This is a genomic window from Paracoccus kondratievae, assembly GCF_009301415.1.
Lineage (GTDB): Bacteria > Pseudomonadota > Alphaproteobacteria > Rhodobacterales > Rhodobacteraceae > Paracoccus > Paracoccus kondratievae.
In genome coordinates, this window is sequence record NZ_CP045073.1 from 677053 (window position 1) to 690222 (window position 13170).

At 65.9% G+C, this 13170-nt stretch carries 18 protein-coding genes; 2 read left to right on the plus strand and 16 right to left on the minus strand.

All coding sequences use genetic code 11. From position 1 onward, the window contains the following. Nucleotides 1–3 precede the first annotated feature (3 nt). From F8A10_RS14665 to F8A10_RS14680, 4 genes are all read right to left on the minus strand, one after another. Complete coding sequence (locus F8A10_RS14665; protein WP_152367699.1) at nt 4–474, minus strand: DUF2271 domain-containing protein; 471 nt, start codon at nt 472–474, stop codon at nt 4–6. 37 nt (nt 475–511) lie between these two features. Next, a complete protein-coding gene (locus F8A10_RS21140; RefSeq protein WP_193668303.1) occupies nt 512–886 on the minus strand; it encodes a hypothetical protein in 375 nt (124 codons plus the stop codon). 186 nt (nt 887–1072) lie between these two features. After that, nucleotides 1073–1744 carry a cytochrome b/b6 domain-containing protein gene (locus F8A10_RS14675; RefSeq protein ID WP_152367700.1) on the minus strand — a complete coding sequence of 224 codons (672 nt, stop codon included), beginning with the start codon at nt 1742–1744 and terminating at the stop codon, nt 1073–1075. Further along, nucleotides 1737–2057, minus strand: a complete 321-nt coding sequence (locus tag F8A10_RS14680; RefSeq protein ID WP_152367701.1) for a PepSY domain-containing protein — start codon at nt 2055–2057, stop codon at nt 1737–1739. Before F8A10_RS14680 ends, F8A10_RS14675 begins: the two co-directional genes overlap by 8 nt. A 163-nt stretch (nt 2058–2220) precedes the next feature. Here F8A10_RS14680 and F8A10_RS14685 point away from each other — a divergent pair, with 163 nt between their 5' ends. Together F8A10_RS14685 and F8A10_RS14690 are read left to right on the plus strand one after the other, a co-directional pair. Further along, nucleotides 2221–2880 carry a response regulator transcription factor gene (locus tag F8A10_RS14685; RefSeq protein ID WP_152367702.1) on the plus strand — a complete coding sequence of 220 codons (660 nt, stop codon included), beginning with the start codon at nt 2221–2223 and terminating at the stop codon, nt 2878–2880. After that, nucleotides 2877–4235 (plus strand): ATP-binding protein, encoded by a 1359-nt coding sequence (locus tag F8A10_RS14690; RefSeq protein WP_152367703.1) that lies wholly within the window; start codon nt 2877–2879, stop codon nt 4233–4235. The genes F8A10_RS14685 and F8A10_RS14690 overlap by 4 nt, the downstream gene beginning before the upstream one ends. A 178-nt stretch (nt 4236–4413) precedes the next feature. Here the strand turns inward: F8A10_RS14690 and F8A10_RS14700 are convergent, their stop codons facing one another. The 12 genes from F8A10_RS14700 to F8A10_RS14750 all read right to left on the minus strand — a co-directional run bounded on the left by F8A10_RS14700 (nt 4414) and on the right by F8A10_RS14750 (nt 13154). After that, nucleotides 4414–4671, minus strand: a complete 258-nt coding sequence (locus F8A10_RS14700) for a hypothetical protein (protein ID WP_152367705.1) — start codon at nt 4669–4671, stop codon at nt 4414–4416. Then, nucleotides 4668–5342 (minus strand): YcbK family protein, encoded by a 675-nt coding sequence (locus F8A10_RS14705; RefSeq protein WP_152367706.1) that lies wholly within the window; start codon nt 5340–5342, stop codon nt 4668–4670. Before F8A10_RS14705 ends, F8A10_RS14700 begins: the two co-directional genes overlap by 4 nt. Before the next feature lie 73 nt (nt 5343–5415). After that, complete coding sequence (locus tag F8A10_RS14710; protein WP_152367707.1) at nt 5416–5703, minus strand: DUF6127 family protein; 288 nt, start codon at nt 5701–5703, stop codon at nt 5416–5418. 52 nt (nt 5704–5755) lie between these two features. Further along, complete coding sequence (locus F8A10_RS14715; protein ID WP_152367708.1) at nt 5756–6103, minus strand: phage head closure protein; 348 nt, start codon at nt 6101–6103, stop codon at nt 5756–5758. Beyond that, nucleotides 6103–6672 (minus strand): head-tail connector protein, encoded by a 570-nt coding sequence (locus tag F8A10_RS14720; RefSeq protein WP_152367709.1) that lies wholly within the window; start codon nt 6670–6672, stop codon nt 6103–6105. The genes F8A10_RS14715 and F8A10_RS14720 overlap by 1 nt, the downstream gene beginning before the upstream one ends. Nucleotides 6673–6749: 77 nt before the next feature. Then, a complete protein-coding gene (locus F8A10_RS14725; protein ID WP_152367710.1) occupies nt 6750–7136 on the minus strand; it encodes a hypothetical protein in 387 nt (128 codons plus the stop codon). Between the two features lie 67 nt (nt 7137–7203). After that, nucleotides 7204–8478 carry a phage major capsid protein gene (locus tag F8A10_RS14730; RefSeq protein ID WP_152367711.1) on the minus strand — a complete coding sequence of 425 codons (1275 nt, stop codon included), beginning with the start codon at nt 8476–8478 and terminating at the stop codon, nt 7204–7206. A 10-nt stretch (nt 8479–8488) separates the two neighbouring features. Beyond that, nucleotides 8489–9358 (minus strand): head maturation protease, ClpP-related, encoded by an 870-nt coding sequence (locus F8A10_RS14735; protein WP_152367712.1) that lies wholly within the window; start codon nt 9356–9358, stop codon nt 8489–8491. After that, complete coding sequence (locus F8A10_RS21145; RefSeq protein ID WP_193668306.1) at nt 9358–9510, minus strand: hypothetical protein; 153 nt, start codon at nt 9508–9510, stop codon at nt 9358–9360. The genes F8A10_RS14735 and F8A10_RS21145 overlap by 1 nt, the downstream gene beginning before the upstream one ends. Before the next feature lie 17 nt (nt 9511–9527). Continuing rightward, entirely contained in the window at nt 9528–10886 is a 1359-nt protein-coding gene (locus tag F8A10_RS14740; RefSeq protein ID WP_227493523.1) for a phage portal protein, read from the minus strand. A gap of 20 nt (nt 10887–10906) precedes the next feature. Then, entirely contained in the window at nt 10907–12700 is a 1794-nt protein-coding gene (locus F8A10_RS14745; RefSeq protein ID WP_152367713.1) for a terminase large subunit, read from the minus strand. Further along, nucleotides 12684–13154, minus strand: coding sequence for a phage terminase small subunit P27 family (locus F8A10_RS14750; RefSeq protein ID WP_152367714.1), 471 nt, complete (start codon nt 13152–13154; stop codon nt 12684–12686). Before F8A10_RS14750 ends, F8A10_RS14745 begins: the two co-directional genes overlap by 17 nt. Nucleotides 13155–13170 lie beyond the last annotated feature (16 nt).

The following is a 13170-nucleotide window of genomic DNA, read 5'->3' on the forward strand; positions in this document are numbered from 1 at the left end:
TCCTCACATGTCGTAGGCGAAGCTGGCGATGTACCGGCGCCCGGTCACCGGCGTGCCCGCGCCATCGGTCGTGAGCGGGACGGCCACCTCGTTCGGGCTGTCGCGCATGTCCTCGACGGCCGCGTCGATGTGGAGCGTGTAGCCCGCGTCGAACAGCGCGTCGGCGAGGTCGAGCGTGATCTCGAGCGTGCGGCCCGCGCCGACGCTGGCGCCGGTGATGCCGTTTACCTGCGCGGTGTCGCCGCCGGTGGCGCGGTACCAGTCGCTCAGGTGCTCGTAGTACTTGGATTTGCCGCCGGCCATCCACAAGCTGCCGACATAGGCGCCGGAGGTGTCGGTGACGTAGAGCGCGAGATAGGCCCCGTCGCCGCCGTAATTGTTGAGGGTCGTGGTCAGGGTCACCGGCCGCGCCATGGCGAGGCCAGGAAGCGTCAGCGCCGTGGTCAGCGCGAGCGTTGCGAGAAGCGATTTCATCGTGATGATCCTAGTTCGGAGGGGGCTTCGGAGCGGTTCAGTTCACCTGAACCTGCGGAGGTGCGCCGTTCCCGAAGAGACCGTTCTGCGGCGGGGCGACCGTGCCGGCGGGCGCGGGATTGCGAGCGGCACCGCTGCAATCGTCGTCGTCGTCATCGTCGTCGCAGTCGTCGTCATCGTCATCGTCGTCGTCATCGTCGTGGCCGCGACGCGAGCCGTCCCGCCAGCGGTCGTCGTCGTCGTCATCGTCGCTTGCGAGAACGAGCGGCATGGCTTGCGATGAGTCATCGAAGAGCGCGGCAATGGGCCGAAGGACGCTATCGGCCGGGGCTTGCATCGCACTCCAGGCGGGGACGCCGATTGCGGCGGTCAGCGCCGTGGACGCGACCAGAAGTGTCAGGGTCTTTTTCATGGCAGGGTCTCCTTTCGTCTGCTGAGGACAATCTGGAGACGCGACCTGAGGGCTTCCTGACGCGGCAGCGATTCCCGCTTCAGCTTGCCGTCAGGAAGAGAGCGGCTTCGGACGGAAAAAGGCCCCGCCCGTGAGAGCGAGGCCAGGCGGGGCCGAAGGGACCGTCGGCCTTGAGTATGGGTGCCGTTAGGCGATGTCGCCGGGACCGGGTCCGCGCTTGTCGCCCGTCACCATGGCGCGCGCCAGGTTCTCGTGGTGCCGGAAGGAGGCCAGCACGACGCCGCCCACATGCAGCGCGGCCAGCAGCAGCATCAGGTTGGCAAGCGTCTCATGGACCTCCTTCAGCGGTCCCTCGACCTCGCCCCGCGCGCCATACTCCCGCTCGTCGCCGTCGTCGTCGGCCCAGGCGGGCGCCACGATGGCGGGCATGGACGGAAGCATCGCCAGACGGGCTTCGTCCTCCATGAGCCAGCCGGTGAAAGCCGTCCCCGACAGCGTGACCAGCAGCGCCACGACCATCGCCGCGCCCGCCGGGTTGTGGCCGAGGTAGCGCCGCTCGCGTCCGCGGGTCATGTCCCCGAGATAGGCCAGCGTTTCGCCGGGGCCTTTCAGGAACTGGGCGAAGCGCGCGTAGCGACTGCCGACGAGGCCCCAGACCAGCCGGAAGGCGACAAGTCCGGCGACGGTGTAGCCTGCGAACTCGTGGACAGGTTGCAGCTCGTCCGCAGTCAGCCATGCGGTCGCGAAGGCCGCGACCAGACCCCAATGGAAGACCCGGACCAGCGGATCCCAGACACGGACCTTGCTGCTCGGCCCCGTGCTCATCTCTGGCGCTTGGTGTGAGATTGCGTCAGTCATCGTCGCCTCCTTCGCGATCCCGGCGGGGGCGATCGTCGTCGTCCTCGTCCTCGTATTCGAACTCGATCACCTGGAGCGTCGCCGGATGAACGGTCACCTCGATCCGGCGCCCCTCGGCGTCGCGGCCGTCGATCTCGTAGCAGCCGTCGTCGATCTTGATCCGGCGCACCGTCCAGCCGTTTTCCTCGGCCAATCGGGCAACGGCGTCGCGCGGCTGCCAGTCGGCCATCGGCACGAAGCAGTCGTCGTCCGCCAGCGCGACACCGGCCGGGACGACCGCGAGAAAGCCGAGAATTGTCAATGTCTTCTTCATGGGCCAAACTCCTCGCTGCGGCCATCTTGACGAGCTGCGGCCATCTTGACGAAATTCATGCGCGGCGAAGCTGACGGCAGCCTGAAGGGACGCAACCACCCGCTTCAGCTTCGTGTCAGCCAGACGGATCATGGAGGGTCATCGGAAGAGGACGGGAACGAGCATGCGCATCCTGCTGATCGAGGACGACACGGTGCTTGGCGCGGCGGTGCGCGACCAGATCGCGGCCGATGGGCAGTCGGTCGATTGGGTGATGCGCCTCGATGCGGCCGGCGACGCTGCGAAATCCGCGACCTACGACATGATCCTGCTCGACCTGATGCTGCCGGACGGGCGCGGGATCGGCTTCCTGAAGAGCCTGCGCGCGCGCGGAGACGTGACGCCGGTTATCATCCTGACCGCGCTCGACCAGGTGTCGGATCGGATCGAGGGACTGAACGCGGGCGCCGACGACTATCTCGTGAAGCCCTTCGATCTCGCTGAGTTGTCTGCGCGGATCGGGTCGGTCGCCCGACGCTACAGCGGCAATCCGAACCCCATCGTGACCCACGGGCCGCTCGAAATCGACCTCGCCGCGCGCAGCGTGCACCGCGACGGCAAGCCCGTTGCCCTAACGGCGCGGGAATGGGCGCTCTTCGAGGCCTTTCTCGCGCGTCCCGGTCAACTCCTGTCCAAGGCACAGCTGGAGGAGAAGCTTTACGCCTTCGACGCGGAGGTGGAGAGCAACACCATCGAGGTCCATGTAAGCCGCCTGCGCAAGAAGCTGGGAACGTCGGTCATCGAGACCGAGCGCGGCATGGGCTACAGGCTGGGCCGTCCATGAGATGGCCCGCGAGCCTTCAGGGCCGACTCGGCCTGTCGCTCGGCCTGGCGCTGACGGTGCTGTGGCTGCTCGCTGCGACGGTGACGGCCGTGATCGTCCGGGGCGAGTTGGACGAGGTCTTTGACAGCGTCCTGCAGGAGACTGCGGAACGCATCCTCCCGCTGGCGGTGACCGATATCGTGGGCCGCGAAGATCAGGGTATCACGCAGCGGCTCGCGCCGATCCGGGAGCATGACGAGTTCTTCACCTACCTCGTGCGGGATGCCGAGGGGCGCATTCTGCTGCAATCCCACGCGGCCGACCCGGCGGTATTCCCGCCCTGGGACGGACCCGGGTTCCGTCAGACCGCCACCCACCGGTTCTACAGCGACGCAGCGCTTCAGGACACGATCCGGATCACCGTGGCCGAGCCGCTGGCCCATCGCGCGTCGGTCGCGCGTGAGATCCAGATGGGCCTCGGCCTGCCGCTGCTCATTGTGCTGCCGATCGCTCTGGGGGCGATCATTCTTGCCGTTCGCTTCAGCCTTGATCCGCTGCGCCGGTTCCGTGCTCGGCTGGAGGCGCGCGGCGCCCGCGACCTGTCGGAGGTTCCTGCCAACGATCTGCCGACGGAGATTGGTCCACTGGCGAAGACGCTCAACGGCCTTCTGGCCCGCTTGCGCGAGTCGTTCGAGGCCGAGCGCAGCTTTGCTGCGAACGCGGCCCACGAGTTGAGAACGCCACTGGCCGGCGCAATCGCTCAGGCGCAGCGGCTGAGGGCGGAGACGCAGGAGCCGGCCACCGAAGCGCGTGCCGCCGAAATCGAGGCGACGCTCAAGCGCCTGACCCGGCTTTCCGAACGCCTCATGCAGCTTGCGCGGGCCGAAGGCGGGCGGTTGCGGATGGACCGGAGCGGGGACCTGATGGCGGTCGCCCGCGTGGTGGTGGACGATCTTGAGCGCGCCAGCACGAAGGACCGCATCGCGCTGACGCTGCCGAGTACAGCCGTCATGTCCGACATCGACCCCGACGCCTTCGCCATCCTGTGCCGCAACCTCGTGGAAAACGCGCTCCGGCACGGAGCCCAAAACACGACGGTCGACGTCACGTTGACCCCGGACGGGCTGCTTTCTGTCGCGAACGACGGCCCGGTCCTGCCACGCGACACCCTCGACCGCCTCACGGCGCGCTTCGAAAGGGCGAACGCGAATACCGACGGCAGCGGGCTCGGCTTGGCTATCGTTGCCGCCATTGCTGACCGGATCGGCAGCTCGCTCGTTCTGGAGTCGCCACGTCCGGGAGCATCATCCGGTTTCCAGGCGTCGATCCGGTTGCCAACTGAAGTCCCGGACACCACTGCGAGGCGCGACGCGTAGAAGGAGACGAGTGCCGGAACATCAGCAAACCCGCGCTTGCTCCCGCATCACGTCATAGTCGCTCAGCATCTCCGCTATCGCAGAGCCTTCCGACAGCAGGGCCAGTTCCTCGGCTGCCCGCGCCTGGAACTCCCGGCCATACTCGACCACGGGCGGGCACGTCGCGTGCCTGCCGGCGTCAGAACGAACCGTCCCGCAGCCGTTCAGCAAGCTCGTGGTGATCGCGAGGACGGCGAGCCGCCGCTTCCAGCATCCGGCGTTGGACGTCATTGGTCTTCTCCGAGGTTTCGAGGCGTTCGGCGAGGCGGCCAGCACGCTCGCCGGACCGCCGAAGCGCAAACAGGAACAGGAGTACTGCCAGCGCGATGGCGCCGTAGCGCAAAGCCGCCCGAATCCACGGGCTGGCGGCGAACCCGGTGAGGAGAGTGGTGATCATCGCCGGCCCCGCTTCCAGTCGTCGAGCCGCGCGTAGACCGTGACCGCGATCCCGATGAGAGCCACGGTGATGAACACCCAGCGCAGAGTTTCGAGATACGGCACCAGCGGTAGGATCGCGGTCTGGGTCTCGGCGAGGACGCTCTGCGCCACCTCGACCCCTGCTGCGCCCAGCGTCGCCACACCAGCCGCGCCGCCGCCCTTCATCGTGCGGCTCTCCGCCAGAACCTCGCGCGCAGGTGGCAGTTCCGGCGCGAAGGGCACAGGCCGCACCGGGAACCGCTCGCCCCACTGCCGCGCTGGCCCGAGATCGACATGGACGAACCCCGAGCGTGGATAGAAGCCGAACCCGAGGAACCCGACCTCACGCGCTGCGACCTCGAACGCAGCGGGGTCGTGGTTCGCCATGGCGATGTCGAACGCAGCGCCTTCGATGTGCTTCGACCGGGTCGCGCCGCCGACCGCGCGATTGTGCTCAGGGCTGCGATAGGCCGAACGGACGATGAGCGGCTTGCCAAGCCGGTCGCGCAGCGCCTGCAGCTTGTCGAGGGCGGGTTCGTTGACGAGTAGCTTGCCCGTCCCCCGGCAGGCGATCTCGGCAGGGCTGAAATTCGGCCAGCGCCAGGTGCTTTCAGGCACGTCGCGCCAGTGGCGGTGGAAGGTCGTGGTCATGAGGGTCTTCCGAAAACGAAAAACCCGCCTCGAGGGCGGGTGCGGTTGGGCTGATGGATGGGATGGGGCGCGACTACGGGCTGCCGCCGAAGATCTTCAGCTTGATGGCGATGCCGGCGAGCAACGCCAGCATGACGCCGGTGGTGATCATGCGGACGGCAGTCTGCATCGCGGTGCGGCGCACCAGCCGGATGCAATCCACCAGGGAGCGCAGATCGCGAATGTCGAGCGCGGCTTCGTCGCCGTCGAGGCCGACATCGGCGAGCGCGCGCTTCGCGCCTTCCTCGGCGGCACGCGTCAGGATCGCCTCGAACTCGGCGTCGGGCATGCGGAACTGGTGGCCCGCTTTCGGCGGCGTCATGGCGTTTCTCCAGGAGAGTCTGGTTTTGGCTCGCGGCTTTGCCGGTGGTCGCTCAGGTCGCCACGCCGGACTCGCACAGCATGGTGATGAAGCGGGGACGCCGCTCCATGTCGGCGACGGTGCGAATGTTGTAGACGGTGCCTGAACGTGTCTCGATCAGCCGCCAAGTGGGAGTGATGGTGGCAGTCTCGGTATCGAAACGCACGATGATCAGCGCCGGCTGAACGCTTTGCAGGCGTGCGGCAATGACGGTCTCGCCGCCTTTGGAGAGTAGAATGCAGGCGTCGCGCTCGAACTGTGGCACCCACTGGCCATAGGTGTTGCCATAGCCATCATCGATCTCCTCGCGCTTTTCGAGGCGGACGCGGTCGCGCACGGCATTGGCGGTGATCCGGGCCATCAGATCGGGCTTCTGCGGTAGGGTGCGATCAGGGCATGGACGGTGTGCTCGATGGCGGCATCGATGCTGGTGTCGGCGCCATCGAACAGGCGCTGGACGATGAGCAGGAGGGCCTGGCGGATGGGCTCCGGCACGTCGGCCGCCGCGCCATAGCCGGCGGTGAAGATGATCGAGACGGCATCCGCGCGACGGAAGGTAGCCGGCCAGGATTGCCCCGGTCGCAGGGTGACATAGGCACCGCGCGCGTCGGCAAACAGATCGTAGACGCCGGTGTCCAATGTCTGCTGCACATTGTCGCCGTCGAAGTAGCTGACGCTGTCGATCGCGGTGACCGGCGCCAGCGGCAATGGCAGGTGATCGGCAAAGCGGCCGAACTCCTGTCGCCAGGTTTGGGTAATCAGCGCCCGCCCGAGAATGCCGGACCAGCCGTCGAGCCAGGCGGTCGCCGCCCTGATCTGGGCGCTGATCAGATCGTCCTGGTCATCGTGATCGACGCGCAGATGGGCCTTGGCCTCGGCCAGCGACACCGGCATGGTCGCGGGCGCAACCGTGCGGACGGGAGCGAGCATGGCTGTCTTCCAACAGGTTGATGAACGGGGGGTGGCCAGAATCTCGGCGCTGCCGACTGTCTGGCCGCTCTGACCGATCAGGCGACCGGCGCGTCGTGGGGATGGCCGAGCGCAAAGATCGCACCCGCGGCGATCGACGTGCCGGAGGTTTTGGTGATGACGGCACGAATGTAGCGCTTGTTGCCCTTGTAGCCCTGCTTGCAGACCGTGTCGGCTTCGAGCGCTGCCGGTAGAGTGCCCTGGAGGTCGGCTGCGGCAACGTCGCTGAAGTCGCCGTCGTCCGTGGTGTCGGCATGCTGCAGCTTCACGTCGAACAGGCCGTCGCCGGCAATCGCCCCGGTGGTGATGATCAGCGTTGCCGCGTTGTAGCCCTGCAGATCGGCATGGCTGCCCTTGGTGGTGGCCGTGACCACGGCCGGAACCAGAGACGCAACCAGGCTGAGGCCGGAGATACCGTCCTTCATGACAGGAGTCCTTTCGATGAATGGGAATTGTGAAGAGACGGGCAGCCGGAGCCGCCCGTCATGTGGATCAGGTGCTGATCTTCAGCAGCTTCAGGGCTTCAAAGTTGACGATGCCGCCGCCGACGCGCTTGGTGGTGTAGAACAGCACGTTCGGCTTGGCGGTGTAGGGATCGCGCAGGACGCGGATGCCGATGCGGTCGACGATCAGATAGGCGCGGCCGAAGTCCCCGAAGGCGATGGGAAAGGCATTGGCCGCCACCGCCGGCAGGTTATCGTCGGTGTGCACCGGCTTACCGAGGATGGTGGCCACCTGGGCAGGGCCGGAGGGTGGCGCCCAGACATAGGCGCCTTCGGCGTCCTTGAACTTGCGCACCGTGTTCATGGTCGCATCCGACATCAGCCAGGAGGCTCCGTTCCGGTAGCCGGATTTCAGGGCATAGTAGAGGTCGATCAGGCAATCGGCAGGATTGGCCGAGGCGGTCGCCGCAACAAAGCCGTCAGCCTTGCCTGAAGCGACGAAGCCGATCTTGCCCCAGGCATGGGAGGCATTGGCCACCGTGTCATAGGCAAGGATGCCGCGCGGCTTGTTGATGCCGTCGCCATGGGCAAAGGCAGCACCCTCCTGTTCGGCGAACTCGATCGCCACTTCCTCGGCCAGCCAGGCCGCCAGATCGATGCGCGCATCGTCGAGCGAGGTCTGCGTGGCACCGGGCATAGCGTAGATCTCGCCGGTATTGATGGCGATCTCACGCAAGGTCGGCGTGGCCGTGCCAGGACGATCCTGTTCCTCGCCAACCCAGCCCGACGTCGCCCCGCCCATATTGACCAGCTTCTTGTAGGTGCTGGTCGAGATCGAGATGGTGCGGGCGAGCGAGCGGATGGTGGAGACGGTACCGAGCACCCGATCGATCCCGGCCTCGGTCTCTTCCGGCACCAGATAGCCGCCGTCGGGATCGGACTGGGTGGTCAGCTTGGCCTTGACCTCGAGATCACGCAGGCCGGCATCGACACCGCGGCGGAAGAAGCGGTCGAAGGCCTGTGCATGTTCGGCCTTGTCGGGGTCAGCCAGGCCACCCACCCCGCCGACCTTGACCGCTGCCAGCGCGGCATTGGTCTCGTCGAGGGCCTTTTGCAGGGCGGTGATCTCGGCATTGATACGGTCGACCTTCTCGGTTTGGACCACATCGGCCATGCCGGCCTTGATGTCGGCGAGTTCCTTGTCGCGCTCGACCTTGAAGTCCTCGAAGGTCTTCTGCAGTTCGGCCAGGATTTTGGTGGCATTGCCGGAATCGGCGCGCACGCCGACGATCCCGCGCGCACGCGGGGTGAGTTCGATACCCATCTCGGGTCTCCTATGATCTGATGGTGTCGATCAGCCGCTGCAGGGCGGCGGCATTCAGTTCGGGATTGTCGCCTGCATCGCGCGCGGCGGAAGGCTGGCCTGCATCACGCGTGGCCGAGCCGATCAACTCCGAGAGCATCTCGGAGCGCATGGTGCGGGTGAAGCCGGCCTTCGCGAGCGCGGCCTCGGTTTGCCGGCGTGCCATCAACCGCCGGTCTGTGCTTTTGGCATCGCCGGAAGGCGCTGCAACGCCATCGTCGACGGCATCGGCAAAGCCATATTCGACGGCCTGCGCCGCCGTCATGAAGGTTCCGGCGTCCATCAGGCGCTCGATCTCCACGCGGGCCATTCCGGTGCGGGCCTTGTAGATGTCGGCAATAGCCGCATCGAACTGATCGAACAGGCTGGCGGCCTCACGCATGTCATGGCGGTTGCCGATCACCATGCCCCAGGCATTGTGCACCATCATGAAGGAGCCGAGCCCCATGCGGATCACATCGCCGGCCATGGCGATGATGGAAGCGGCCGACGCTGCCCAGCCCAGCACCTCGACAGTCACCTTTGCCGGGTGCGTACGCAGTAAATTGTAGATGGCGATCCCCTCGAACATGTCGCCGCCGGGCGAGTTGATGCGCACGATGACGTCGCGATTGCCGATCGAACGGAGCGCCGCCGAGATGCGCTTTGCCGTGACGCCGCCGCCTGTCCAGCCATCGTCGCCGATGACGTCGAAGATGGAGATGGTGGCGTCGGCGTCGGCATCGGGCGCAGCTGCAAAAGGGTGCTCTGCCCATTTCGCCAGCACGTCGGACGGCGCATCCCACTGGTAGTTCTGCGGGCAAGCCATTGTGGGCGCCTTGGGAAGGCTGCGCAGGCTCATCAGAGGTTCTCCAGAAGCTGGAACAGGTATCCGCCGAGCGTGACGCCGCCGATAAAGATGCCGAACTCGAAGGCAGGGCTGATGGCGGCCAGCCCGACAACCGCCATGACGATCAGCGTCGAGGCCAGCTTCAACGTGTTCAGAAGGGTCATCTGTTTATTCCTTGTCGTTACGGGGCGTCGGTTTCGTCATCGCGCCGGCCACCAGTCTTTCGATCGCCAGGGTTGCCACTGGCAGCGACCACGCGATCGCCATCGCTGCCGTTGCCAGACTCCTGGCGATCTCGTTGTTCCCCCGCCGGCGCGCCCGCCGTGTTCGGAGGCGGATAGAAGACGTCGCCGCCGTCGCGCGGGTTCTGGTCTTCCAGCGCGCGGATTTCATTCGGGCTGTAGACGCCCCATTGCAGGCCTTTGACGTAGGCCTCCCAGCGCGCCTTGATGTCGCCCTTCACCAGAGCCGCCCGGTTGAAGCGGGCATAGAGCTGGTCATCGGCGCCGATCAGGTCGCGGTTGATCGCCTCTTCCCACATGGTCAGATGGTCCTCGAGCGTCCAGGCGACGAAGCCGATCGATTGCTGCTCGATGCCGGTGCCCCAGCTGGTCGATTTCTCGGTGTCGCCGATCATGTGCGGCGGCACGCCGAAGAACATGGCAATGTCGGTGCGGCTGAACTTGCGGGCCTCCAGCCACTGCGCATCCTCCGCCGTCATGGCGATGCGGGCATAGTCCATGCCCTCTTCGAGGATCAGGTTCTTTCCCTCCTGCTCGCCGCCGGAACGGAACTCTTCGAGCCCGGCCTTGAGATTGGCGACCGCCTCGGGCCCGAGCTTGTTCGGATGTTTCAATACGCCGCTGACGCGGGCGCCATTGCGGAAGGTGGTTGCACCATGGTCTTCCATGGCCAGCGACAGCCCGATGGTCTCGCGGGCGTAGGCAATCGCCGACACGCCATGCACGCCATCCAGCGTCAGCCCGACCAGATGGAACACCTCATCCTGGCGGAGCCGGATGCGCCGTCCGTCCTGGCGGGTGTAGATGTATTCCAGCGCCAGATCGTCCGTCTGCCTGACCTCGACCCGGTCGGGATGCAGCGGGATCAGTTCCTGCACCAGTCCGCGTGACCGCACGATCATGGCGTAGGCATTGCCGCGCAAAAGCAGATGCGCCTGCAGCATGCGGCGGAACTGCGACGGCGTCTGCCAGCGGTTGGGCCGTCGTCGCAGCACCGTCCAGATCGGCGTGTCGGAGGCGTCTTCGCGGGTGCGCTCATCCACCCGGCGTTTGATGTGCAGCGGCAATGTCGCCACAGCACCCGAGATGATGCGCACACAGGCATAGACGGCCGCCACCCGCATGGCGCTGTCGGGCGTCACCGCAGCCCCCGAGGCGGTCACCGTTCCCGAGCGCAGCGCCTCTTCCAGCTGCTGCGCCGTGGTGATGACGATCCCGCCACCCGCATCCTGGAACGACGCGCGCGGAGATGCGGCCGGCGGTTTTGCGCCGCCGAACCAGTTCGACCAGAATGCCATTGGGTTCTTTCGTCAGCTCTTTACAGCAACAGGATGCCGCGGGTCTCATAGACCGAGCGGCCGGCATTGACGTCGCGGGCCAGCGCCCGCCCGAGCGCGTTGCAGATGGCGACAATGCCGTCGATGCGCTCTCTGGAGCGTTCCTTGTCCGGCTTGATGTTGCCGGCCGGATCATGGCGCACGGCAACATTGGAGGCGTTCCATCGCAGCACGGGATGGCCGCCATGCCAGAGCGAGCGTGACACCGAAAGCCGCTCCAGCTCCGCCGTGGGTGCCGCCATGGACAAAAACCCTTGTCCGAACTGCACTAGGTTCAGGCCTTCATCCTGCAGATGCTGGACGATCTCGCCGGCAAAGGTGCGATCATAGGACAGCTCCCGCAGATCATGGCGTGAGGCCAGCTCCAGTATCTCGGCCTCGATGAAGGCAAAGTCGGTGGCATTGCCGGGTGTCGCGGTCAAAAATCCCTGATCGCGCCAGACGTCATAGGGCACGCGGTCGCGCCGCACACGGCGGACTATGTCGTCCTCAGGAATCCAGAACCGGCAGGTGACGATCCATTTGTCGGCAAGCTTTCCAAGCGTTTCATCCAGTGTCGGCGGGAAGACCAGCACGAAGGCCGACAGATCGTTGACGCGGGCAAGATCGAGCCCGCCATAGCATTCACGCCCCAGCAGCTTGCCTTCCAGTTCCTCCAGTTCGTGTTTGACGATGCGCCAGTCGGTGGCAGCTGGCAGTCCGCCTTCCTCCCACACGCTCATGTCGAGCCAGCGGGTGACCTGCTCGGTCCATTCGTTGAGGCGCAGCCGGCGGATCGCATTCTGCTGCGCCGGCATTTCCCTAGCCTCGTCGATCTGCCGCTTCAGGTCATCCAGCTTCACCGTCACGCCAAGGCTCGGATTGGCCTTCACCCAGACCTTTTCGTCGGTCCAGTCGTCGCTCTCATCAATGGTGGCGATATAGGCAAACCAGCTATCCGACGATTCCGTCGGCACCGTGCCTTCCAGCGCCTTCACCGAGAACTCGTGATGCTGGCGGCAGACCGAATGGCGATCATAGCCGGCCGTCGTGATCTCGAAGATCAGCGGCTGGCGCCGCGCACCGGTGGCGGTGTTCAGCTTCTGGATGATCTCCGGTCCCGGATGTTCGTGCACTTCATCGACGGCCGCAAAATGGATGTTCAGCCCGTCCATCTTGCTGGCGTCCGCCGACAGCGGCCTGAACCAGGACGAGGTCGGCAGCACGGCCAGATTGTTCACCGTGCGTGTGATCCTCGATTGCAGCGCCGAACTCGCCGCCACCATGCGCTCGGCCTCGCCAAAGACGATCCTGGCCTGATCGCGCGTCGTTGCCGCCGAATAGACATGCGCACCCGGTTCACCATCGGCGATCAGGGCATAAAGCGCCGTTCCCGCAAGCAGGACCGACTTGCCGTTCTTCCTTGCTACTTCGACATAGGCGGTGCGAAACCGGCGCAATCCATCCTTGCGCTTCCAGCCATAGAGCGAGCCGACGACGAACTGCTGCCAGCCCTGAAGCACGAAGGGCTCGCCGGCCCATTCGCCGGTCGAGTGGCGCAGATGGCCGAAGAAGTCGATCGCATGCCGTGCCGCAGCGCCATCCCAGACCAGGCCGCGTTTTACCCCCACCTTCAGGTCCGCGAGGTGCCGCTCGCAGGCCAGACGCACCAGCCGGCCGGCGACGATCCGGCCGCCAACCACCGCACGGGCATAGGCTGTAACCGGACAGGGTGGTGCTTTCCTGCCGCTCCCGTCCAGTGGGCGCGAAGCAAGGGAACTAGGCTTTGCGGCCACGGTTCAGGAACTCCTCGAACGGATCGCTCGTCTCGGCGGGTTCCGCCATACGGATGCGCGAGCGGCTCGACGGCGTCAGTCCGAATTCGCTCTCGATCTGCGCCATCTGCGCCAGGCACTTGTTGGCCACAGCCAGGAACGGGTTCTGGATGATGTTGTCATTCGACGTCTTCACCACCGGCCCACGGCGCTTCACTTCCTGCTCCGCCTCCAGCCAGCGTCGCCAGATCACGACGTAGCGGGCGAGTGCGCCGGCATCCAGTTCCGTCATGACACCGTGGCGGGCAAGCACCTCTGCCATCTCCATGAACTTGTCCCTGGCAGGCCCGTCGAGATGGTCAGGCGGTTCGGGCGTCGCCACCACCGGCTTCGGCTCGGCCTTGTTCAGGCGATGCGGACGGGCCGTGCCCTTCACCAGCTTCAGATGTGTCGGCAGCGGCTTGCGTCCCGCCATGGTGGCTTCTCCATAC

Coding starts and splice junctions, on each gene's coding strand:
- F8A10_RS14665 (WP_152367699.1), bottom strand. CDS start 474: ATGAAATCGCTTCTCGCAACGCTCGCGCTGACCACGGCGCTGACGCTT.
- F8A10_RS21140 (WP_193668303.1), bottom strand. CDS start 886: ATGAAAAAGACCCTGACACTTCTGGTCGCGTCCACGGCGCTGACCGCC.
- F8A10_RS14675 (WP_152367700.1), bottom strand. CDS start 1,744: ATGACTGACGCAATCTCACACCAAGCGCCAGAGATGAGCACGGGGCCG.
- F8A10_RS14680 (WP_152367701.1), bottom strand. CDS start 2,057: ATGAAGAAGACATTGACAATTCTCGGCTTTCTCGCGGTCGTCCCGGCC.
- F8A10_RS14685 (WP_152367702.1), top strand. CDS start 2,221: ATGCGCATCCTGCTGATCGAGGACGACACGGTGCTTGGCGCGGCGGTG.
- F8A10_RS14690 (WP_152367703.1), top strand. CDS start 2,877: ATGAGATGGCCCGCGAGCCTTCAGGGCCGACTCGGCCTGTCGCTCGGC.
- F8A10_RS14700 (WP_152367705.1), bottom strand. CDS start 4,671: ATGATCACCACTCTCCTCACCGGGTTCGCCGCCAGCCCGTGGATTCGG.
- F8A10_RS14705 (WP_152367706.1), bottom strand. CDS start 5,342: ATGACCACGACCTTCCACCGCCACTGGCGCGACGTGCCTGAAAGCACC.
- F8A10_RS14710 (WP_152367707.1), bottom strand. CDS start 5,703: ATGACGCCGCCGAAAGCGGGCCACCAGTTCCGCATGCCCGACGCCGAG.
- F8A10_RS14715 (WP_152367708.1), bottom strand. CDS start 6,103: ATGGCCCGGATCACCGCCAATGCCGTGCGCGACCGCGTCCGCCTCGAA.
- F8A10_RS14720 (WP_152367709.1), bottom strand. CDS start 6,672: ATGCTCGCTCCCGTCCGCACGGTTGCGCCCGCGACCATGCCGGTGTCG.
- F8A10_RS14725 (WP_152367710.1), bottom strand. CDS start 7,136: ATGAAGGACGGTATCTCCGGCCTCAGCCTGGTTGCGTCTCTGGTTCCG.
- F8A10_RS14730 (WP_152367711.1), bottom strand. CDS start 8,478: ATGGGTATCGAACTCACCCCGCGTGCGCGCGGGATCGTCGGCGTGCGC.
- F8A10_RS14735 (WP_152367712.1), bottom strand. CDS start 9,358: ATGAGCCTGCGCAGCCTTCCCAAGGCGCCCACAATGGCTTGCCCGCAG.
- F8A10_RS21145 (WP_193668306.1), bottom strand. CDS start 9,510: ATGACCCTTCTGAACACGTTGAAGCTGGCCTCGACGCTGATCGTCATG.
- F8A10_RS14740 (WP_227493523.1), bottom strand. CDS start 10,886: ATGGCATTCTGGTCGAACTGGTTCGGCGGCGCAAAACCGCCGGCCGCA.
- F8A10_RS14750 (WP_152367714.1), bottom strand. CDS start 13,154: ATGGCGGGACGCAAGCCGCTGCCGACACATCTGAAGCTGGTGAAGGGC.